The organism is Clostridium transplantifaecale, assembly GCF_900626075.1.
Lineage (GTDB): Bacteria > Bacillota > Clostridia > Lachnospirales > Lachnospiraceae > Otoolea > Otoolea transplantifaecalis.
In genome coordinates this window covers 234,050-254,558 of record NZ_UYZY01000002.1, presented here as the reverse complement: position 1 = coordinate 254,558, position 20,509 = coordinate 234,050, and the positions used below count along the sequence as shown (strand labels likewise).

The following is a 20,509-nucleotide window of genomic DNA, read 5'->3' as shown; positions in this document are numbered from 1 at the left end:
TATAACCTAAGAAAATATATAAGTAAGCAGTATAAATTTAAGAAATGTATATAAAATCCGGGATGGAAAGGGGAGGTTTCAGAATGGATGAGATTGCGGTATTAAAACAGTGGATAAAAGAGAGCGATAATATTGTATTTTTCGGCGGGGCTGGAGTGTCGACGGAGAGCGGCATCCCCGATTTCAGAAGCACGGACGGACTCTATAACCAGCAGTATGACTATCCGCCTGAGACAATTATCAGCCACTCTTTCTATGTCAGGAAACCGGAGGAATTTTACCGTTTTTACAAGAATAAAATGCTGTTTCCCGATGCGAAGCCAAACAGAGCCCATCTGGCTCTGGCAAAGCTGGAGCAGGAGGGGAAAGTGAAAGCGGTGATAACCCAGAATATAGACGGTCTGCACCAGGCGGCTGGAAGCCGTGAGGTTCTTGAACTGCACGGTTCCGTCCACCGCAATTACTGCACACGGTGCGGAAGGTTCTATGGCCTTGACGATGTCGTAAAGGCATCCGGCGTGCCGAAATGTGAGTGCGGCGGTATGATAAAACCCGATGTGGTTCTTTATGAGGAAGGCCTGGACAACGATGTAATCCAGCGTTCTGTTGACTTTATCAGAAAGGCGGATGTCCTTATAATAGGCGGAACATCCCTCACTGTGTATCCGGCAGCCGGATTGATTGATTATTACAGAGGCTCAAAGCTGGTTCTGATTAATAAATCCGTTACATCGAGGGACAGCCAGGCGAATCTCGTCATTTGCGACAGCATTGGAAAAGTGCTGGGGGAGGCCGCCGGTCTGGATTGATACGGTGAGATACAGAAAGCATGAATAAGGGGAGAGACATAGATGGTATATGAGATAGGTGATGTCGTCAAACTGAAAAAACCGCACCCTTGTGGCAGCCATGAATGGGAAATTCTGCGCGTGGGGGCGGACTTCCGTCTGAAATGTACGGGATGCGGCCATCAGGTCATGATGGCGAGGACCCTGGTGGAAAAAAGTACGAGGGGACTCAAAAAGAAGAATCCGGAGCAGGCCGGAACGCAGTAAAAACGCAGGTCCGGACAGTGTTATGACGCAATTAGGGGAAACGGCATATGACCCATTGCAAAAATGGCGGAATTTTAAGGAAATCATATGTAAAACCGTGAAAAAACAGGAAGAAAGTGCTTGCAAACACCTGAAAAATCTGGTATCATAAATATTCGTGATATATTAACTAATATCCTTACTCCCTGCTGGAGTCAGGGGGTCAGAGACCACAAGGAGGTAAAAAGAGCATGAACAAATATGAATTAGCAGTTGTTCTTAGCGCAAAACTCGAAGATGAAGAGAGAGCAGCAGCAATCGAAAAGGTGACAGGTTACATTACACGTTTCGGCGGCACTGTTGCAGACATTGATGAATGGGGTAAGAAGAGATTAGCTTACGAAATTCAGAAGATGAAAGAAGGATTTTACTACTTCATCCATTTCGAGTCTGATTCCGTATGCCCTAACGAAGTTGAGGCACACATCCGTATCATGGAGCCGGTAATCAGATACTTATGCGTAAGACAGGATGCATAAATAGAGAAAGAGTGATCGTATGAATAAAGTTATTCTTATGGGCAGACTGACCAGAGACCCGGAAGTGAGATACTCCCAGGGCGAACGCGCTATGGCAATTGCCAGATATACACTGGCTGTTGACAGAAGAGGCCGCAGAAGCGGTGGAGACGACGGCGCACAGACAGCAGATTTTATTACATGTGTTGCATTTGACAGAGCAGGAGAGTTTGCTGAGAAATATTTCCACCAGGGTACCAAAGTTGCGGTAACCGGAAGGATTCAAACTGGCAGCTACACTAACAGAGACGGTCAGAAAGTATATACTACAGAAGTAATCGTAGAGGATCAGGAATTCGCAGAGAGCAAGAATGCGGCAGGCGGAAGCGAAGGCGGTTATCGCCCGGCAGAACGCCCGGCTCCATCCAGTGCAATCGGTGATGGTTTTATGAATATTCCTGACGGAGTAGAAGATGAAGGTCTTCCGTTTAACTAAGAGACGGAAACCGGTCCTCTGTCGATCGGACAAGGACTATATGGACATCTGATTTGTGAAGGAGGTAACTTAAGTGGCATTCAATAAAGGTGATAGAACAGACGCTTCCAAGATGAGAAGAGGCGGCATGCGCAGAAGAAAAAAAGTTTGTGTATTCTGTGGAGAGAAAAACGGAGTAATTGATTATAAAGACGTTAACAAATTAAAAAGATACGTATCTGAGAGAGGCAAAATCCTTCCGAGAAGAATCACAGGAAACTGTGCTAAACATCAGAGGGCTCTTACAGTAGCTATCAAGAGAGCAAGACATATCGCTCTTATGCCATATACCTGTGATTAAAATTTTTATTTTCTAAGAGTTTTAAGGTATTTGGTATTAATTTTTTTCAATGAAAATGAGATGTTTCCTTTTCAGGAAACTTCGCAATCATCAAAACAAGATGGCTGCAAAGCAGGACAATTTATGGAACTAAACCATAAAATTCCCTACTTTGCAGCCTATTTTATTCTATAGGAAAGTTTTGTGTAACGCTATATAGAATAAATAGCCCTCCGGGCAGGATGCGCACTCGCGCGAAGAGGCAGAATGCCGCATGCGGCAGCATCCCGGCGAGCGAGTTCGGCAGGCAGAATTTCTAATCTTTTTCTCATTATGATGGTATAGTGACCGTTATAAAGCGAGCTATTCTAAAACAATTCTATCAAATTCGGAAAAATGTCTACACTGCTGTTTCAGCATTTGAAGAAGAACTCTGGTGTATCGGGGAAATATACGATTCTTGGCATAGCAGATGGCTACAGGATTCGTATCGTAAAAATCCTTGATAGGGAAGATATTAAGTTTATTGTCTAATTCCTTATTCAATTTCATCAGGCTTGGCAGATACATGGTTAGACAGAAGCTGGCGGCAAAATCACGGGCAGACATCATATGGTGCAAATCAGGATGACTGGAGGTATGCACACAGCTCAGTACGATTCCATGTTTGTCCAGGTGCTGCTGTAATAAAATGTGGGAATTAAAGTGGGGCAGGTTCATGGCGAAAGGGATATTCTGAAATAATTTTAAATCTGCCCCCATCTTCAGGTCCTTTTTACAGGCTGGGAATTGTTTTCCAAATATGTTTTGAAGCATATTATCACTGATAATCAAATAAAGCTTTTCATCTAATACATTGACATAATCCAGCTTATTCTTATTTTCGGGGGGAATCCCGGCGATCATGAGATCCAGCTGGTTGTTTTGCACCATTTTGCGCAAATCCGGTGATGCCGCACTACTGATCAGCAACTGAACATCAGGAAAAGCATCCCTGAAAGCGCTCATAATATCCGGCATTAATATACGGAACCGTCCTTCTGTAGTGCCAATGCGGATTTCACCTGTGACATCCCCGCGCAGATCAACAAACTGTGCACGGATGTTTTTTTCAATTTGTTCAGTTTCTTTAAGTGATTGCAGCATCAGGCGGCCGGCATAGGTCAGTGAAAAAGTTGGTTTGCGCTGAAACAGTGCCACCCCAAAGTCTGATTCCAGGTTGGACAGGTACTTGCTCAGATTTTGGTGAGTGATGAACAGCCGGTCTGCGGCGCGGGAAATATTGCACTCTTCCGCCAGAACAATAAAATAATGATAATTATTAAACATAAATAGTCCCTCAAAGATAAGGTTTACAGTGGAAAACAGTCTCACAGACAGTGATATGGCTGCTTTAAGTTCATTCTAACACGGTTCATTCTATGCTGCAAATTAAATTTGCCGATATTGAAATTTTATTAGCTTTTCATTTGCTGAATTGGATGATATAGTATTGCCATAATAAGAAATTCACAAAACGGTACCGGCTATTTGAATAATTATTGGTAAATATTACAAAATCACAGAATGTAAAGGAGAAATAGAATGGAAGCATTGGGAGGAATCAGAGTTCTTGATATTTCTACTGTCATTGCAGCTCCCTGGGCGGCCGGTCTGATGGCGGATTTCGGCGCGGAGGTTATTAAAATTGAAATGCCCGGACGCGGAGATGCGTTTCGTGCCATGGGGCCCTTGAAAGACGGAGTCAGTATCCGATGGCCGGCTATGGGGCGCAATAAGAAGAGTATAACCTTGGATTTCCACAAAGAGGAAGGTAAGAAACTTTTTCTGGAGCTAGTTGCAAAAAGCGATGTGGTGATCGAAAATTTCAAAACCGGAACTCTGGATAAATGGGGAATTGGTGTGGAGGTTATGCGCAGAGCCAACCCTAATATTATCGTTACACATGTTACAGGATATGGACAGACGGGGCCCAATGCCAAGCTGGCCGGCCTCGGTACCCCACTTCAGGCATTTTCCGGCATGACATACATGACCGGATATCAGGATCGTCCCCCGGTCAGCCCTCCATTTGCGCTGGCGGATTATATAGCAGGACTGAATGCAGTCATCGGCACTATGTTTGCTTTGTACCACCGTGATGTTTTGAAAGGTATGCCTCAGGAAATCGATATCAGTCTTTATGAAGGAATTTTTCGCATGGAAGAGGCCATGGTGGCGCAGTACGATCAGTTTGGAACTGTGCGTGAACGAAGTCCGATGCCTAACGGTGCCTCCTGTCCTATCGGGACTTTTGAAACAAAGGATCACAGATACGTAATTCTGGTGTGCAGCACCGATCCTGTTTTTTGGCATCTGTGCGATGCGATGGACCGCTCCGACTGGCTGCCTAAGTACGAAAAGGCCCAGGAGCGCCTAGCTGAACCAAAGCCGATCATGGACGCAGTGACAGCGTGGATTGCCGGTCTAACTTATGAGGAGATAAAAAAACGTTGTGATGAGTGCGGCGTGCCCATTTCCGCCATCTACAGTATGAAGGATATTTTCGAGGACCCTCAGTACAATCACCGCAACGATATTCTCACGGTTCCCTGCGAGGAGTTCGGCAGCATTAAGATGCCGGGGGTATTTCCAGTCCTAAGCGAAACGCCGGGACAGGTAAAGTGGGCCGGACCCAAGCTGGGCTCATATAATCAGGAAATCTACGGCGGTTTGCTGGGGAAGAGTGAAGAGGAACTGGCTGGATTAATGGAGAGCGGAGCTATCTAATGTAGAATAGAAAGGAAGGTTCGATATGACGGATTGTTCTAATCCGGCGGGAAAACCGGAATTCATTTCGAAAATGGTGGAAAGGACATAATTATGGGAATGAAAATTATAAAAAGAATTCGTATCTGCGAGGTCGGCCCCCGTGACGGGCTGCAAAATGAGAAGAAAATCATTTCTGCTGAAGACAAGGTTGGCCTGATCAACACCATGTCTGAAGCCGGCTTTCCTGTCATTGAGGTGGGGAGTTTCGTCAGCCCCAAGGCAGTGCCGCAGATGGCCAATACAGATGAAGTGTTCCAACAAATAGAAAAGAGCCCCGGAGTGGAGTACCGTGCGCTGATTGCTAATGTCCGCGGCGTAGAACGTGCGGCTGCCTGCGGCTGTGAAAAGGTGAAGCTGAATGTCTCCGCCAGCGCAGCGCATAATCTGGCTAATCTGAACCGGACTCCGGCACAGAGCGTGGCCGGTTTTTCAGAGTGTGTTGAGAAAGCCAACGCTGCGGGTATCGGCATTTCCGGTTCCATTTCCATGGCGTTTGGTTCACCCTGGGATAAGGAGATTCCGCTTCAGGATGTTAAAGATATAGTGGATGCTTATTTATCGGTGGGGATTGATGAAATCAGCCTGTCGGATGCATCCGGAATGGCGTATCCTATTCAGGTTTACAATCTGTGTACCGAGATGCGCCGCTGTTATCCTCAGGTAAACTGGTGGCTCCATTTTCACAACACGCGCGGTTTGGGAATTGCTAATATCCTGGCGGGAATGCAGGCCGGTTTTACACAGTTTGACACGAGCTTTGCTGGCGTGGGCGGCTGTCCGTTTGTACCGGGTGCCGCAGGCAATGTAGCGACTGAGGATGTACTGCATATGTGTGAGGAATCTGGGGTGGAGACCGGTATAAACCTGGATCAGGCTATGGCGATCAGCCGGAAGGTAGTGGAGCTGGTGGGGCACTCCACAGACAGCTATCTGCTGCGCGCCGGAAAGGCTAAAGATTTAATCCGCGAGCTGCCGACGGGACAGATTAAGAATCAGACTCTGGGTAAATAAGAACACAATCCCCGATATACGATATAAAATTTATAATGTGAAATACACAGGAAAAGAGGTTTAATCTTATGACTGCATTTATTGGATTCGCTATGTTGTTTATCATCATGTATCTTCTGATGCGGAACAAAATGATGCCTATTGTTATTTTTGTTACGATTCCGGTTGTGGCAGCTTTGGCGCTCGGCAATAGTTTTGCTGAAATTGGAGAGATGGTGAATGGAGGATTAGGATCCGTATGGAAAACTGCCGTTTTGTTTATATTTTCCACGTCCTATTTTGGAATTATGAACGATGCGGGAATGTTTGACCCTATTGTAGACGGCCTGATTAAATACGCCAAGGGTAATGTAATCCTAATTACCGTCGCTTCAGCTATTGTGGCCGTATTAGGCCATCTGGACGGAGCCACAGCCACCACTGTTCTGGTTACGATTCCGGCGATGATGCCTTTATACAAAAGGATGAAGCTTTCCCCCTATACACTGCTTTTAATCGTTGGGTGTTCTATGGGCGTGATGAATCTGGTACCCTGGGGCGGCCCTATCGTCCGGGTTGCCAGTGTGATGGAGATGGATGTCACAGAACTGTGGCATATGCTGCTTCCGTTCCAGGGCGCCTGCCTGGCGGCTGTTATGGTGATAGCTGTGATTTGCGGTGTTATTGAAAAGAAAAAGGGAGCGGGCCAGTTCAGCGCTGAGGAAATTCAGGAGATGGCTGAGACAAAGATGGATGACGCGGCAGCAGCCCTTAAACGGCCTAAGCTGTTCCTGTTCAATATCATGCTCACCCTGATCCTTATTATCTGCCTTTGCTTATCAGTTATGCCGACCCATGTATGCTTTATGATCGCCTTTGGCATCGGCATTACGGTGAATTATCCCGGCCTCAAGGAACAGCAGGCACGTTTTAAAGCCCATGCCAGTGAGTCCCTGAACATGTCGGCTACCCTGCTGGCTGCCGCCGTATTTATCGGAGTGATGCAGAACTCCGGTATGCTGGATGCCATGGTTGAAGTTCTACTGGCTGTCATTCCCCATGCTATGGGACGTTATATGAACCTGATCGCAGGTTTCGTCAGTGTACCTGTAGGCGCAGTATTGGGAGCGGACACGTTCTACTATGGTGTGTTCCCTCTTCTGGGAGAAGCAGGAGCCGCATTCGGCGTGCCTCAGTTGGATGTGGGAGTTGCCATGCTGGTCGGCAAAAATGTGGGTATGATTGTCAGCCCCCTGCAGCCTACTACCTATCTGGCCTGCGGCCTTGCCGGTGTGGAAGTGGCAGCACACCTGAGGAAGAATTTCGGCAAGGCCTGGCTCATCAGTATTGCACTTTGTGTGATTGCTTTGCTTATGGGTGTAATGCATATTTATTAATATAAGAGCGGCGGGAGCGTTTGGATTTTAAATCTTGACGCTCCCTTACATCTGTGATACGATGAACAAAATATTCCAAGCCGCAAGACCCGTTCTGCCGGTGAGGATGACGGTAATCATATAGGTTTAATAATTAGATGTTGCACTGACACAAAGAGGATTCTGAGGTGAAAGAGGAGCAGACAGCGGTATTTTTGCACCCTTTTTCAGGGTGCTTTTTTTGTGCAGGGGAGGAGAAAAATGGATTCAAGAGTTGCCCTGATTGGGATAATGGTAGAAAAAGAAAGTTCGGTGGAGGCGCTTAATAAACTGCTCCATCAATACAGCAATTATATTGTGGGGCGTATGGGAATTCCTTATCACAAGAGGGAAATCAATATTATCAGTGTGGTGATTGACGCCCCGGCCGATGTAATCAGCGCCCTGTCGGGTAAGCTTGGAATGCTGCCAGGAGTGACTTCCAAAGCTGTTTATTCCAAGGTCACCCGGAACAGGGAGGAAGAGGAGAAAACGGATGGGAACGGCTGAGCTGAAAGAGCTGATCGACAGGCTCCGGGAATCGGGGAAGCTGAACCGGGATGAGTGGATCCGCCTGATTGACGGAAGGACACCGGAACTGGCAGAGTATCTGTTTGAAAATGCCAGAGCCGTGAGAGAGCGGGAATACGGGAAGGACGTCTACATCCGGGGACTGATCGAATGCAGCAATTACTGCAGAAATGACTGCTATTATTGCGGAATCAGGAGGGGAAACAGGAACGCGCAGCGCTACCGGCTGAGCGGGGAAGAAATTCTGTCCTGCTGTGAAAACGGTTATAGGCTCGGGTTTCGGACGTTCGTACTGCAGGCGGGAGAGGATCCTGTGATGACCGACGACTGGGTGGAGACGGCAGTTGGCCGGCTCAAAGAGAAATTCCCGGATTGCGCAGTGACTCTTTCCCTGGGAGAAAAAAGCACGTCCGCATATCAGCGTTTTTTCAATGCGGGAGCCGACCGCTACCTGCTCAGGCATGAAACGGCCGACACCGGCCACTACGGAATGCTCCATCCGGGGGAACTTACACTGGAACACAGAATCCGGTGTTTGAGAGAGCTGAAACGCATCGGCTACCAGACGGGCTGCGGTTTTATGGTCGGCTCCCCGGGGCAGACGGCGGAATGTCTGGCAAAGGATATGGAGTTTATAAAGGAATTAGAGCCGCAGATGGTGGGAATCGGACCTTTTATTCCACAGCATGATACGCCGTTTAAGGACGAAAAAGCAGGTTCATTTGAGATGACGTTATGGCTTTTAGGACTGATCCGCCTTATGATGCCGCGGGTGCTGTTACCGGCCACAACGGCTCTTGGGACAATCCATCCCCAGGGCAGAGAGATGGGAATTCTGGCCGGGGCCAATGTGGTGATGCCGAATCTTTCACCGCTTGACGTCAGGAAGAAATATCTGCTCTATGACAATAAAATCTGTACGGGAGACGAAGCAGCCGAGAGCCTGAATTCTCTGAAAAGGAGCATGGAGGCGATTGGATACAGGGTTACGGTCAACCGTGGAGACTATAAATCAAACTAAAGAGGAAGAGAAAAGTCCGGCATGTCCGGTCCATGCGGTAAAAGCAGTGCTGCCGACAGGCTGTCCGGTTCCGTTCTCTGACTCCAAAGAAAGGAAAAAAGTATGTACAATCCATCATCAAAGAAAGCGGAGGAGTTTATCAGTCATGAGGAAATCATGGAAACTCTGGCCTATGCTGAGGCCAACAAGGATAATGAGGAGCTGATAGACCGGATTATTGCGAAAGCGAGACTCAGAAAAGGCCTTGATCACAGGGAGGCATCGGTTCTTCTTGCCTGTCAGATACCGGAGAAAGTAGAGGAGGTATATGAGCTGGCAAGGCAGATTAAACAGGATTTCTATGGAAACAGAATCGTCATGTTTGCACCTCTTTATCTGTCTAATTACTGCATTAACGGTTGTGTTTACTGTCCCTATCACCTGAAGAATAAGCACATTGCCAGGAAAAAGCTGACCCAGGATGAGATCCGCAGGGAAGTGATTGCGCTTCAGGACATGGGGCATAAGAGACTGGCGCTGGAAACGGGCGAGGATCCGGTCAATAATCCGATTGAATATGTCCTGGAGAGCATCAGGACCATTTACGGAATCAGGCATAAAAACGGCGAGATCCGCAGGGTGAATGTCAACATCGCCGCCACTACGGTAGAGAATTACAGGAAACTAAAGGATGCCGGAATCGGGACTTATATCCTGTTTCAGGAGACTTATCACAGGGAGAGTTATGAAAAACTCCACCCGACAGGCCCAAAACACGATTACTGCTATCACACGGAGGCCATGGACAGGGCCATGGAAGGCGGAATCGACGATGTAGGCATTGGAGTGCTGTTCGGGCTGGAACTTTACCGGTATGAATTTGCAGGGCTTCTGATGCATGCAGAACATCTGGAGGCAGCTCAGGGAGTCGGTCCTCATACTATCAGCGTGCCGAGAATCAAGAGAGCCGACGATATTGACCCGGCCCAGTTTGACAATGGAATTGATGACGACACATTTGAAAAAATTGTTGCCTGTATCAGGGTGGCTGTGCCCTACACCGGAATGATTATTTCCACCAGGGAGAGTAAAAGCTGCAGGGAGAGAGTGCTGAAACTCGGCGTTTCCCAGATCAGCGGAGGTTCCAGAACGAGTGTGGGAGGATATGCCGAGGAGGAGCCTGAGGAAGAAAATTCCGCCCAGTTTGACGTTAGTGATAACCGAACGCTGGATCAGGTAGTTCACTGGCTGATGGATCAGGGATTCATCCCCAGCTTCTGTACGGCCTGTTACCGCGAAGGCAGAACCGGGGATCGGTTTATGAGTCTCTGTAAGAGCGGGCAGATACAGAATTGCTGCCATCCTAATGCCCTGATGACGCTTAAAGAGTACCTGGAGGACTATGCGGCTCCGGATACGCGGGAGATAGGGGAGAAACTGATTCTTGAAGAGATAAAGAACATTCCTAAGGAAAAGGTGCGTGAAATTGTCCTGAAAAATCTGGATGAAATTGAACATGGTAAAAGAGATTTCCGTTTTTAACGTCACAAGTCGGGAGGTGTGCGGATGAGCTTGAATCAGACTCCCTCGGGAGAAAGAGTACATATAGGTTTTTTTGGAAAGAGGAATGCGGGTAAGTCGAGCCTGGTTAATGCGGTAACAGGTCAGGATTTGGCTATTGTCTCGGATGTGAAGGGGACAACGACGGATCCTGTTTATAAATCCATGGAGCTTCTGCCCCTCGGGCCGGTTATGATTATCGACACCCCGGGAATTGACGATGAGGGTGAGCTGGGCGAAAAGAGGATTGGAAAGAGCCGTCAGATACTGAATAAGACGGACATCGCGGTTCTGGTGGTTGACGCCGCAGCCGGTAAGGGAGAGCAGGAAGAAGAACTGATTCATATTTTCCGTAAAAAGAATATTCCTTACCTGATTGTATACAACAAGACGGATCTGACCGGAGAATCGGTCACGGAAGACGCTGGCGCAGAGCGGCATGAGATATGGGTCAGCGCGGCTACGGGATACCATATTCACGAGTTCAAAGAGCGGATTGCCGGTCTTGTAACCCCGGAAGGGGATGGACGGAGACTGGTGGCGGATTTGATCAAACCGTCGGATCTGATCGTACTCGTGATTCCAGTTGACAAGGCAGCTCCGAAAGGGCGGCTGATCCTGCCCCAGCAGCAGGTAATCCGTGATATTCTGGATACCGGGGCATCAGCGGTGATGTGCAGGGAGAATGAGCTGAAAACGGTGTTGTCTTCCCTGAACATGCAGCCGAAGCTTGTCATTACGGACAGCCAGGTTTTTGCGGCCGTGGATAAAATGGTTCCGGATCATATTTTAATGACCTCATTTTCGATTTTGTTTGCCAGATATAAGGGAGACCTGCGACAGGCATGCCAGGGGGCGAGGGCGCTTAAAACGGTGGAGGACAGCGATCGGATTCTGATATCCGAGGGCTGCACTCATCACCGCCAATGCGGCGATATCGGTACGCAGAAGCTGCCCTCCTGGATCCGGGAATATACGGGACGGGAACCGGAGTTTGTGTTTACATCCGGAACCCAGTTTCCGGAGGATTTGTCCGGTTATCATATGGTGATCCACTGCGGCGGCTGCATGTTAAATGAGAGGGAAATGAAGTACCGCCTCAGAATGGCGGTCGATCAGAACGTTCCTATGACAAACTACGGGATTGCGATAGCATGTATGACAAAAATACTGGACAGGAGCATCAGGCCGTTTACGTCACTGTTTTCATAGGCTGCAGAAATACGTAGTAAGAGAGAGTCTGGCAAGCCGGGCTCTTTCTTAATTTCTCCGGAAAAGTTCCTGAGGGAACTGCTAATGTTAACCATATATAAAAATATAGTTGACAATCTTGCGAAGCCTGTTTATAATAGGCAATATCGAAAGGCGGGATTGCAATGAGCGAAAGATTAGCAGTTGAAATAATAAACGGAAGACGTCTGACACGGACAGACGATTTATCTTTTTTTCTGGAGGAAGACCTCGATGAACTTTGCAGGGGAGCGGATAAGATACGCCGTGAGCTGCGGGGAGACAAAGCAGATTTGTGTTCGATAATCAACGGCCGGAGCGGCCGCTGCAGCGAGGATTGCAAGTTCTGCGCCCAGTCGGCCTGCCATAATGCCAGGATTGACGAGTATCCGTTCCTGGAACCGGACGAGATTCTGGAGGACTGCAAACGGCATGAGAGACAAAAGGTAGGCAGATATTCAGTTGTGACATCGGGCAGGGCTCTGAGCGGCAAAGAGATGGATAAGGCGCTGGAAGCATACAAAAACATGAAGGAAAACTGCAGGATTGAGCTGTGCGCATCACACGGACTGCTCTCCCAGGAGGATTTCAGGAGACTGAAGGAGGCCGGGGTATCCCGCTACCATGCGAATATTGAGACGTCACAGCGGAATTTCCCCAACATCTGTACCACACATACATATGATGACAAGCTGGAAGTGATTAGAAGGGCCAAGAACGCCGGCTTAACGGTCTGTTCAGGCGGAATCATAGGTATGGGGGAAACATGGGAAGACAGGCTGGATATGGCATTCAGTTTGTACGAGATGGAGATAGGTTCGATTCCCATTAATATCCTTCAGCCGATTAAAGGCACGCCGTTTGAGTCCCTTCCGCCTCTGAGCGAGGAAGAGATACTGCGAACCATCGCCATGTTCCGCTACATTAACCCGGATGCGGAAGTCAGGCTGGCAGCAGGCAGAAACGGGATGGAACATTCGGGCGAGAAGGCGTTCAGGGCCGGAGCCAATGCCGCAATTACAGGCGATATGCTGACCACTTCGGGCAATAAGATTGCCGAAGACATCGAGATGCTGACGGCAATGGGATTTGCGGCCGTGTAGATTGGACAATCTTTCGGCTGGCGGAGAGACTGGAAAGTACAGGTTCGGAATGTACCGGATTAACAATGAATTTCAGGAAAGAGGACAGATAATCATGGAGAAAACAGCAAATCAGGGAGTGACGAGGAAAAACGCTCTTTCAACAAAGCAGATGGCGTTAATTGGAGTAATGACGGCAGTGACCTGCATTCTGGGACCGATTGCGATTCCGCTGCCTATCAGCCCGGTGCCGATTTCATTTACCAATCTGGCTATTTATTTGACCGTATACGTGCTGGGGATGAAAGCAGGAACAATAAGCTATCTCGTTTATCTGCTGGTTGGGTTTGCCGGACTCCCGGTGTTTTCCGGCTTTACGGGCGGCGTAGGAAAGCTGGCCGGTCCTACAGGCGGTTATCTGGTTGGTTTTATCTTTATGGCAATCATTGCAGGCTGGGTTATCGACCATTTCCAGGGAAAATACATGCTCCATGTACTGGGTATGGTTATCGGGACAATGGTATGTTATGTATTTGGAACCGTATGGCTGGCAGGACAGCTTGGAATCAGTTTCACAGCCGGTCTCGGTGTGGGAGTGATACCTTATCTTCCCGGTGATGCCGCTAAGATTATTCTGGCCGTTCTGGTCGGACCGAAACTGAGAAAAGAAATCAGGAGAATCGGAAGATAAGAATTCATAAAATGCAGTTAAGTGCCGGAGATTTTGATGTTGTACTAATACATCGAAGCTCCGGCATTTTATATCATAGGAATTATGCCGCTTGCCGGCTGGTATCACCTGCTTGGCCATAACCCTGCTTACGGTCAAGATTTGCCTTGTAGATGTTAGAAGTCTGTGCTAATATATAAATATACTTAATAGTAAAGTATCTAATGGTAAAGCATCTAATAGTAAAGCGTCTAAAGGTAAAGGATGGAGATATATGAATAGTCGCTATAAACTGTACCGGGAAATGGTTTCTGTTTTGGATGAAGCGTTCGAGCTAATGGTGGAGTATGATTCAGTTCCCCATGATTACGGGAGTGCCACGTTATACCAGGCGGAATCGAAGCTGATCCATCTGGCGGGCAGCATGCCGGGAATTACGGCTTCCGAGTTGGCGGCAAGGCTGAAAAAGACCACCAGCGCATGTTCCCAGATAGTTAAAAAGCTGCGCCAGAAAGGTTGGATCGAACAGACGAGAAATGAGAAGAATAATCGGGAATACAACCTGTTTCTGACGGATGAAGGCAGGAAAATTTTTCAGGATCATGAACAGTTCGAATCCCGCTGTTATATGCGGATGTATCAGGAATTAGAGGAGTTCGATGAGAACGATTTCCGGATCTACATGGCAATCCAGAAAAAGATGAATAAAAGTTTTGTTCTGGATGTGGAAGAGAGCCGTATGCAGTTGGGGCAGAGAGATTCCGTATGACTTGTTTCTCGCTGCGGGCCCGAGAACCGGCAGGAACCGGTTCTCCCGCTGCGGACCATAGTTGATTGTAAATCACCTCCCGTTGTGGTATTATATAAGTAAGAATTACAGTGCTGTATCAACTGCAGATATATGGGAGGAGGCCTGTATTATGAAAAAAAAGATTATCACAATCAGCCGTGAATACGGAAGCGGAGGCCGCGAGGTTGGACTGACGGTGGCCAAGAAACTTGAGATGGAGTTCTACGATAAAGAACTGATTGAGGCCGCGGCAAAAGAGATCGGTTTTCCTGTTGATCTGATTGCCGACAGGGAGCAGAGGCTGACCAACAGCCTGCTATACAATTTTGCCATGGGAACGCTGTACGGGATTTCCTATCCGAAAGAACCTAAAATTACAGAGCTTCCGCTGACGGAGCAGATTTATCAGGCACAGAAGAAGGCTATTGAGGAAGCGGCCAAGAGAGGCTCCTGTATTTTTATAGGCCGCTGCGCCGATTATATTCTGAAGAGCCGTCCGGATGTACTGCGTGTGTTCATCTACGCGGACCGGGATATCAGAAAAAGGCGGGCCATCGAAGAGTACGGGGAGATTGAAGAATATATTGATGAGTTTATGTACCAGACTGATAAGAGAAGGCGTATCCATTATGAGAACTATACGAACCAGAAGTGGGGAAGCCGCGAGAATTACGATCTGATGCTGAACAGCGGGGACTTGGGCCTCGAGAAATGTGTAGAGTTGTTGTGTGAAGCCGTTAAATAACAGCGGCAGTAAGTTTCAAGGCGCTCTGAAGGGAGCGGCGGCAGGGTCCGGACGTTGAGTCCGGGCCCCTTGTTAGTTTACGGGAAAGTTCCCGGGAGAATAAAAATCTGTCCATTGGGCAGATATGTATCCGCGGGCAGGCGTAATATGCATTTATCACACATTTTGTTCTTGTCCATATACTAATATTAAAAGAACCTGAAAGGGACCTCAACTATGTATGACTCATGTAACAACTACCAGGAAGCTGCTGTTTACCCCGTTCGCCGGGAACAGCACGTTCACGAAGTGGTTGGCAGCACATTTATCGCCGAGTCCTGTGAAGAAGCTCATAACCATCGGTTTGCGACTGTTTCCGGGGAAGCTATTCCATGTGGCAGAAGCCATGTTCACGAAGTGACTTTCCGTACGGATGCATACGACGGACATTTTCATAAATTTACAGGAACTTCCTCCACGGCTATTCCGGTAGGAGACGGAAGACATGTTCATTTTGCCAAAGCGTGCACTACTGCAGCAGATGGACATACTCATGAATTCAGGGTTGCATCATTAATTGATAACCCGATTGCACCTTGTTAAAATACCGGCCGGGACAACTGTTCCCGGCCTTTTGAAATAACAGGTGAGTATAAAGGTCTGACGGATTGAAGTTTGCCGTGGCGGGGACTATAATGAAAACAGATTGATATGGAAATGAGAGGAGGATTATTTATGTATGATCTTTGTGTTTACAATTCCAGGATTATGGATCCGGAGAGTGGATACGATGCCGTGGGGGCGGTTGCAGTTTCAGGGGGGAAGATTGTTTCTGTCACAAGAGAGCCAGTGGAGGCAGCTGTGATGATAGATGCCGGGGGAATGGTGACCGCTCCGGGATTTATTGATATACATACCCATGAGGATGATATTTCCGATTACCAGGAACTGATGCTGCCAAGACAGATATCGCAATGCGCGGTAAAAACAGGGGTTACCACCATTATCACAGGGAACTGCGGAAGTTCTTCCGCATCGCCGGCAAAATATTATGAGGCGGTAAGGCAGAATGAATATCCATGCAACTGCTATATGCTGGCAGGCAATGTGGCGCTCAGAAGGCAGGCAGGGCTGGGAAGCTATGACCGGGCCAATGAGGCTCAGATAAATGATATGTGTGCAATTCTCCGGAAGATGTTTGACGAGGGAGCCGTGGGCCTGTCGTTCGGCCTGCAGTACGATCCGGGAACCCGCTGGGAAGAGGAGGAGGCCCTGTGCCGGATAGTGGCGGCCAATGACAAGGTTGCCGCAGTACATATGCGATATGATTACCCGGAAAAGGCGGAGGAAACACTGGAAGAAGTAATTGGACTGGCGGAGAAAACAGGAGCAAAGTTTGAAATATCCCATTTTGCGGCTAACATTTACGGCAGTGGAAAGGTAGCATGGTCCGATAAGAGAATCAGGGAGTCGGATGCCGATATTGCCTGCGATATGTATCCTTTCAACGTTTGGTCTACAACGATCCAGTCGGCGGTTTTTGACAATGGTTTTGACAACTTTAATTTTACAGTTGAGGACTTGGAAATCCTGACGGGAGAATACGCCGGGCAATACTGCAACGAAGAACTTTTTAAGAAACTCAGGAAGGAACCTGAGAATATCATGGTGGCCTGCCACAATGCAATGCCGATGGAGGATGTGGAAAATGTATACCGGCTTCCGTATGCAATGCTGGGGAGTGACGGCAACATGCAGGCAACGGAAGACGGCCATATCAAGGGTCATCCCAGAGGAGCGGGAAGTCCAGCCAGATTTCTGGGACATTTTGTCCGTGAACGGAAATTGATGGATCTGATGACCGGAATCAGTAAATTAACATTGCTTCCGGCCAGGCGCATGGGACTTGCTTCCAAGGGGCGGCTGGCTGTCGGATGCGACGCGGATTTCGTTGTTTTTAACCCTGAAACCATTGCTGACAGGGCAAAGTTTGGGGTGGATGTCTGCGGTCTGGCGCCGGAGGGAATTCTTTTTACGGTTAATGGCGGAAAAATCGTGTACCAGGGTGACAGATAAGCAGAACAAGCAGTTTTATAGCATAAATGATTGATCGGGTAAACGGATTGATTGAGTAAACGAAAACCGGTAAGCATTGCCTACCGGTTTTCGCTGTTAATATTCCACGCATGGTATAGGGGGCCGTTTCCGTTACCAAGGTCAAGTCCTGCGTTCAGTGCACCGGACAGGTAGTGTTTTGCGAGGGCGATACTCTGTTCCAGGGAAATATTCTCTGCAAGGCCGCAGGCGACAGCAGAAGAGAGCGTACAGCCGGTACCGTGGCTATTGGGATTCGCAATACGGGGAGCAAAATACCAGTGGATCGTTTCGCCGATGCATAAAAGATCGCAGGCTCCAGAGGATAAATGGCCGCCTTTGAGCAGGATGGGTACGTGATAATACCCGGAAAGCCGGAGGGCGGCCTTTTGCATGTCTTCCCTGCTTTGGATTGTGATGCCGCCCAAAAGTACCTCGGCTTCCGGAATATTGGGGGTAACTAAAGATGCCAGAGGGATTAGGTTTTCCGACAATGCGGCTAATGCCTCTTCATCCAGAAGTCTTTTCCCGCTGGTGGAGACCATGACGGGATCCAGGACTATATGGGCAGGTGAATAATATTTAATTCTGTCTTCCACGGTCAGTATGGCGCCCTTTGTGCCCAGCATTCCAATTTTTACGGCCTGGGGCATGAGATCGGAGAATACACTGTCCAACTGGGCGGCCAAAAGCTCAGGGGCGACCGGACGGACCATCTGGACACCGAGTGTATTCTGGGCGGTAACGGCGGTAATGACGCTGGAGGCATAGAGACCAAGCGCCGTGATGGTTTTAATATCTGCCTGGATACCGGCCCCTCCGCCTGAGTCTGAACCGGCAATAGTAAGTACGGAAGGAACTCGCATCATGGATTAACTACCTCTATAAGTTTGTCTTTCAGTGTGCGGACCGCCAGGGAGATATCGCATTGACCGAAGATACCTGATACAACAGCGGCTCCGGCGATTCCGGTACCTGAAAGCTTTGTGACATTTGACGCAGTGATGCCGCCGATTGCAGCGACAGGAATGGAGACATTTTTACAGATAGCCGAGAGGGTATCAAGTGTCATGGGAAGCGCCTCTTTTTTCGTCTGGCTGCCGAAGACTGCGCCGGAACCGAGATAGTCGGCCCCCTGTGCTTCGGCCAGTTTTGCCTGTTCCACGGTTTTGGCAGTGACGCCCAGAATCCTCTCGGGACCGATTGCCAAACGCGCTTCGGCGGCATTTATATCATCCTGTCCGACATGGACGCCGTCGGCCTGACAGCGCAGCGCTATTTCCACATTGTCGTTAATTATCAGGGGAACGCCGTAGTACTTAGTGAGTTTTCGCATCAACAGAGCTTCCTCCAGAAAACGGCGCTCATCTAAGTCTTTCTCTCTGAGCTGAAGCATTGTGACACCGGAAGCCAGAGCCTCACGGACCATCTGCTCCAGCGTCTTTTTACCGGTGAACGACCGGTCTGTCACTGCATACAGCAGACAATCGGATCTATGAAATATCAATTTTCATCCCTCTTTTCAGTGTTTCTTCATCAAACAGGCTGACATAGTCGGTAAAATACCGGAGAAAACTCCCGGTTCCCTCACCGCGTTCCCCCACTTTCCGGCAGGCAAGCTCTCCGCATAGACCTGCCGCCGAGACTGCGAGGGCCGTGGCGGAAAGTATTGCGGTTCCGGCGGATTCTGTGGCAGAAGCAGCAGAAAGTATCGCAGTTGAGACGTAGGCGGCAATGATTCCGTCCAGCATGCAGCCGCTGCCGGTGATGCGCGACATCATAGGACAGCCGTTGTGGATCAGCATGGTTTTATCAGCGGAGGTTACAAGATCAGTTTCCCCCGTCATGACGACAACGGCTCCTGTTAAATCCGATAAACCGCGTGCAGAGCCGATCAGGGAGGAAAGATTTACTTGTGTAATCTGATCCTGTCTTGAAGCGTCAACGCCTCGTGGAGAATCCTGAAGCTGGAGGGCCGGGATTTTACGCTCCGCGGCAGTCCCGCGTGTCAATTCCAGGTACAACCGTTTGATTTCCGAGGTATTCCCGCGTATCACCGCAGGCTTCACCTGACTGAGAACGTTCAGGATGGATGAGGTCCTGTATGGGGAAGAGCCGATTCCTACCGGATCCAGGATGAGGGGAAGACCCAGCTCTCCGGCTTTTTTGCCTGCCCGGCTCATGGCAGCAGCGGATGATTCTTTCAAAGTTCCGAAGTTCAGCAGCAGGCAGTCACTGCGGGAGGTCATATCGGCGGTCTCATCGGGGTGATCTGCCATAACGGGTGCGGCCCCGGCGGCTAATATGATGTTGGCTACTTCACAGGCGGTCACGTAGTTCGTGATGCAGTGAATCAGGGGTGACCGTTCCCGGATGAGCTGCGGAAGGTGCAGGAGTTCATCCGGGAAGAGAGAGCCGGACTTTGGGAATTGGGAGTTTATTGAGCATGGATCATTTATCATAATTTTCTGTACCTTTTCTCTTTTATGGCCGGAATTAATCCTGTATCATTTTGTGAAGATGGGAAAATAACGGCGAGCGGCGCAGAATTTCCAAAAGGACCACGGCCATGGCGGTTCCACATACGGTGCTGGTTAAAAACGGCACCACGTAGAAGAAAAGAGCAATTTCTTTTCCCATCAGGAAAACGGCTATCGGATAGCAGAGAAGGGCGCCGATGATTCCGGTACCGACTACTTCACCGAGGTAGGCAAGGACAAAACGGCCCGTTTTCTGGAAAAGGAAAGCACCCAGGAAAGCGCCCACCATACTGCCCGGGAAAGCCATAAGACTTCCGGTTCCCATCAGATTTCTGATCAGAGATGTGCAGAAGGCCATGCAGACGCCATACAAAGGACCAAGGAAAACGCCCGCAATAACGTTGATAAAATGTTGAACCGGGAAACATCTGGATGCCCCGATGGGAACGGAGAAGCCGGACAGCGCCACGGTAAGCGCCACCAGCATGCCGCCCAGGACTGTTTTTTTCAGGCTCAGCGTGTTTGCAGCTCTATCCTGTGTATGGTTAGACGGGGCAGCAGTTTCTTTATTTCCGAATAATGTGGTAGTTTGATTTTTCATCGAAATTCTCCTTACTATTTTAGATTCTGCTCACAACGCAGTAACATCTGCTTATAAATGCAGGTTATGTATCGGGTAATATCTGTCAATGCACCGTTATGAGCAATGAGGCGTTATATACAAGGGACGGTTATGTCAATGAAGCGTTAGGGACAATGAACGGT

General features: G+C 48.6%; 23 protein-coding genes. 18 read left to right on the top strand and 5 right to left on the bottom strand.

Going from position 1 to position 20,509, the window contains the following annotated elements:
* Positions 1 to 83 precede the first annotated feature (83 nt).
* The 5 genes from EJL91_RS06860 to rpsR all read left to right on the top strand — a co-directional run bounded on the left by EJL91_RS06860 (position 84) and on the right by rpsR (position 2,388).
* Entirely contained in the window at positions 84 to 809 is a 726-nt protein-coding gene (locus tag EJL91_RS06860) for an NAD-dependent protein deacylase (protein ID WP_125141235.1), read from the top strand.
* Between the two features lie 42 nt (positions 810 to 851).
* Complete coding sequence (locus EJL91_RS06855; RefSeq protein ID WP_125141234.1) at positions 852 to 1,055, top strand: DUF951 domain-containing protein; 204 nt, start codon at positions 852 to 854, stop codon at positions 1,053 to 1,055.
* Between the two features lie 230 nt (positions 1,056 to 1,285).
* Positions 1,286 to 1,573 (top strand): 30S ribosomal protein S6, encoded by a 288-nt coding sequence (rpsF, locus tag EJL91_RS06850; protein ID WP_003511098.1) that lies wholly within the window; start codon positions 1,286 to 1,288, stop codon positions 1,571 to 1,573.
* Between the two features lie 19 nt (positions 1,574 to 1,592).
* Positions 1,593 to 2,048 (top strand): single-stranded DNA-binding protein, encoded by a 456-nt coding sequence (locus EJL91_RS06845; protein WP_125141233.1) that lies wholly within the window; start codon positions 1,593 to 1,595, stop codon positions 2,046 to 2,048.
* 73 nt (positions 2,049 to 2,121) lie between these two features.
* Positions 2,122 to 2,388: a 30S ribosomal protein S18 gene (rpsR, locus tag EJL91_RS06840; RefSeq protein ID WP_125141232.1), complete on the top strand. Its 267-nt coding sequence runs from the start codon at positions 2,122 to 2,124 to the stop codon at positions 2,386 to 2,388.
* A 342-nt stretch (positions 2,389 to 2,730) separates the two neighbouring features.
* Here rpsR and EJL91_RS06835 read toward each other — a convergent pair whose 3' ends face one another.
* A complete protein-coding gene (locus EJL91_RS06835) occupies positions 2,731 to 3,696 on the bottom strand; it encodes a LysR family transcriptional regulator (protein WP_125141231.1) in 966 nt (321 codons plus the stop codon).
* A 255-nt stretch (positions 3,697 to 3,951) separates the two neighbouring features.
* On the opposite strand from EJL91_RS06835, the gene EJL91_RS06830 reads away from it, so the two are divergent.
* The 13 genes from EJL91_RS06830 (at position 3,952) to EJL91_RS06770 (ending at position 17,246) form a co-directional block, all read left to right on the top strand.
* The gene (locus EJL91_RS06830) at positions 3,952 to 5,136 is read left to right on the top strand and encodes a CaiB/BaiF CoA transferase family protein (RefSeq protein WP_125141230.1); all 1,185 of its coding nucleotides are present in this window, start codon (positions 3,952 to 3,954) and stop codon (positions 5,134 to 5,136) included.
* A gap of 93 nt (positions 5,137 to 5,229) precedes the next feature.
* On the top strand, positions 5,230 to 6,189 hold the full coding sequence (locus EJL91_RS06825) for a hydroxymethylglutaryl-CoA lyase (RefSeq protein WP_341466963.1): 960 nt from the start codon (positions 5,230 to 5,232) through the stop codon (positions 6,187 to 6,189).
* A gap of 68 nt (positions 6,190 to 6,257) precedes the next feature.
* Positions 6,258 to 7,565, top strand: coding sequence for a CitMHS family transporter (locus EJL91_RS06820; RefSeq protein WP_125141229.1), 1,308 nt, complete (start codon positions 6,258 to 6,260; stop codon positions 7,563 to 7,565).
* A 240-nt stretch (positions 7,566 to 7,805) separates the two neighbouring features.
* A complete protein-coding gene (locus EJL91_RS06815) occupies positions 7,806 to 8,093 on the top strand; it encodes a TM1266 family iron-only hydrogenase system putative regulator (RefSeq protein ID WP_125141228.1) in 288 nt (95 codons plus the stop codon).
* A 1-nt stretch (position 8,094) separates the two neighbouring features.
* Positions 8,095 to 9,135 (top strand): [FeFe] hydrogenase H-cluster radical SAM maturase HydE, encoded by a 1,041-nt coding sequence (hydE, locus tag EJL91_RS06810; protein ID WP_479723355.1) that lies wholly within the window; start codon positions 8,095 to 8,097, stop codon positions 9,133 to 9,135.
* Between the two features lie 102 nt (positions 9,136 to 9,237).
* Positions 9,238 to 10,656, top strand: a complete 1,419-nt coding sequence (gene hydG, locus EJL91_RS06805) for a [FeFe] hydrogenase H-cluster radical SAM maturase HydG (RefSeq protein ID WP_125141226.1) — start codon at positions 9,238 to 9,240, stop codon at positions 10,654 to 10,656.
* A gap of 24 nt (positions 10,657 to 10,680) precedes the next feature.
* Entirely contained in the window at positions 10,681 to 11,886 is a 1,206-nt protein-coding gene (gene hydF, locus EJL91_RS06800) for a [FeFe] hydrogenase H-cluster maturation GTPase HydF (protein WP_125141225.1), read from the top strand.
* Between the two features lie 164 nt (positions 11,887 to 12,050).
* Entirely contained in the window at positions 12,051 to 13,007 is a 957-nt protein-coding gene (gene bioB / locus EJL91_RS06795) for a biotin synthase BioB (protein ID WP_125141224.1), read from the top strand.
* A gap of 94 nt (positions 13,008 to 13,101) precedes the next feature.
* The gene (locus tag EJL91_RS06790) at positions 13,102 to 13,677 is read left to right on the top strand and encodes a biotin transporter BioY (protein WP_125141223.1); all 576 of its coding nucleotides are present in this window, start codon (positions 13,102 to 13,104) and stop codon (positions 13,675 to 13,677) included.
* A gap of 253 nt (positions 13,678 to 13,930) precedes the next feature.
* Complete coding sequence (locus EJL91_RS06785) at positions 13,931 to 14,425, top strand: MarR family transcriptional regulator (protein ID WP_125141222.1); 495 nt, start codon at positions 13,931 to 13,933, stop codon at positions 14,423 to 14,425.
* Between the two features lie 151 nt (positions 14,426 to 14,576).
* Positions 14,577 to 15,191 (top strand): cytidylate kinase-like family protein, encoded by a 615-nt coding sequence (locus tag EJL91_RS06780; RefSeq protein ID WP_125141221.1) that lies wholly within the window; start codon positions 14,577 to 14,579, stop codon positions 15,189 to 15,191.
* 216 nt (positions 15,192 to 15,407) lie between these two features.
* Complete coding sequence (locus EJL91_RS06775) at positions 15,408 to 15,773, top strand: YmaF family protein (protein ID WP_125141220.1); 366 nt, start codon at positions 15,408 to 15,410, stop codon at positions 15,771 to 15,773.
* A 132-nt stretch (positions 15,774 to 15,905) separates the two neighbouring features.
* Entirely contained in the window at positions 15,906 to 17,246 is a 1,341-nt protein-coding gene (locus tag EJL91_RS06770) for an amidohydrolase family protein (RefSeq protein ID WP_164516769.1), read from the top strand.
* A gap of 80 nt (positions 17,247 to 17,326) precedes the next feature.
* Here EJL91_RS06770 and thiD read toward each other — a convergent pair whose 3' ends face one another.
* From thiD to thiW, 4 genes are read right to left on the bottom strand one after another with little or no spacing between them, the layout of a single operon-like run.
* Positions 17,327 to 18,133 (bottom strand): bifunctional hydroxymethylpyrimidine kinase/phosphomethylpyrimidine kinase, encoded by an 807-nt coding sequence (gene thiD, locus EJL91_RS06765; protein ID WP_341466962.1) that lies wholly within the window; start codon positions 18,131 to 18,133, stop codon positions 17,327 to 17,329.
* Positions 18,130 to 18,771, bottom strand: coding sequence for a thiamine phosphate synthase (thiE, locus tag EJL91_RS06760; RefSeq protein ID WP_125141218.1), 642 nt, complete (start codon positions 18,769 to 18,771; stop codon positions 18,130 to 18,132). The genes thiD and thiE overlap by 4 nt, the downstream gene beginning before the upstream one ends.
* The gene (gene thiM / locus EJL91_RS06755; protein WP_125141217.1) at positions 18,758 to 19,726 is read right to left on the bottom strand and encodes a hydroxyethylthiazole kinase; all 969 of its coding nucleotides are present in this window, start codon (positions 19,724 to 19,726) and stop codon (positions 18,758 to 18,760) included. The genes thiE and thiM overlap by 14 nt, the downstream gene beginning before the upstream one ends.
* A 34-nt stretch (positions 19,727 to 19,760) precedes the next feature.
* The gene (gene thiW, locus EJL91_RS06750) at positions 19,761 to 20,345 is read right to left on the bottom strand and encodes an energy coupling factor transporter S component ThiW (protein ID WP_125141216.1); all 585 of its coding nucleotides are present in this window, start codon (positions 20,343 to 20,345) and stop codon (positions 19,761 to 19,763) included.
* Positions 20,346 to 20,509: the final 164 nt, after the last annotated feature.

Coding starts and splice junctions, on each gene's coding strand:
- EJL91_RS06790 (WP_125141223.1), top strand. CDS start 13,102: ATGGAGAAAACAGCAAATCAGGGAGTGACGAGGAAAAACGCTCTTTCA.
- rpsF (WP_003511098.1), top strand. CDS start 1,286: ATGAACAAATATGAATTAGCAGTTGTTCTTAGCGCAAAACTCGAAGAT.
- EJL91_RS06815 (WP_125141228.1), top strand. CDS start 7,806: ATGGATTCAAGAGTTGCCCTGATTGGGATAATGGTAGAAAAAGAAAGT.
- EJL91_RS06825 (WP_341466963.1), top strand. CDS start 5,230: ATGGGAATGAAAATTATAAAAAGAATTCGTATCTGCGAGGTCGGCCCC.
- bioB (WP_125141224.1), top strand. CDS start 12,051: ATGAGCGAAAGATTAGCAGTTGAAATAATAAACGGAAGACGTCTGACA.
- EJL91_RS06855 (WP_125141234.1), top strand. CDS start 852: ATGGTATATGAGATAGGTGATGTCGTCAAACTGAAAAAACCGCACCCT.
- EJL91_RS06830 (WP_125141230.1), top strand. CDS start 3,952: ATGGAAGCATTGGGAGGAATCAGAGTTCTTGATATTTCTACTGTCATT.
- thiW (WP_125141216.1), bottom strand. CDS start 20,345: ATGAAAAATCAAACTACCACATTATTCGGAAATAAAGAAACTGCTGCC.
- EJL91_RS06780 (WP_125141221.1), top strand. CDS start 14,577: ATGAAAAAAAAGATTATCACAATCAGCCGTGAATACGGAAGCGGAGGC.
- EJL91_RS06835 (WP_125141231.1), bottom strand. CDS start 3,696: ATGTTTAATAATTATCATTATTTTATTGTTCTGGCGGAAGAGTGCAAT.
- thiM (WP_125141217.1), bottom strand. CDS start 19,726: ATGATAAATGATCCATGCTCAATAAACTCCCAATTCCCAAAGTCCGGC.
- EJL91_RS06775 (WP_125141220.1), top strand. CDS start 15,408: ATGTATGACTCATGTAACAACTACCAGGAAGCTGCTGTTTACCCCGTT.
- EJL91_RS06820 (WP_125141229.1), top strand. CDS start 6,258: ATGACTGCATTTATTGGATTCGCTATGTTGTTTATCATCATGTATCTT.
- EJL91_RS06860 (WP_125141235.1), top strand. CDS start 84: ATGGATGAGATTGCGGTATTAAAACAGTGGATAAAAGAGAGCGATAAT.
- EJL91_RS06845 (WP_125141233.1), top strand. CDS start 1,593: ATGAATAAAGTTATTCTTATGGGCAGACTGACCAGAGACCCGGAAGTG.
- EJL91_RS06785 (WP_125141222.1), top strand. CDS start 13,931: ATGAATAGTCGCTATAAACTGTACCGGGAAATGGTTTCTGTTTTGGAT.
- hydG (WP_125141226.1), top strand. CDS start 9,238: ATGTACAATCCATCATCAAAGAAAGCGGAGGAGTTTATCAGTCATGAG.
- hydF (WP_125141225.1), top strand. CDS start 10,681: ATGAGCTTGAATCAGACTCCCTCGGGAGAAAGAGTACATATAGGTTTT.
- EJL91_RS06770 (WP_164516769.1), top strand. CDS start 15,906: ATGTATGATCTTTGTGTTTACAATTCCAGGATTATGGATCCGGAGAGT.
- thiD (WP_341466962.1), bottom strand. CDS start 18,133: ATGATGCGAGTTCCTTCCGTACTTACTATTGCCGGTTCAGACTCAGGC.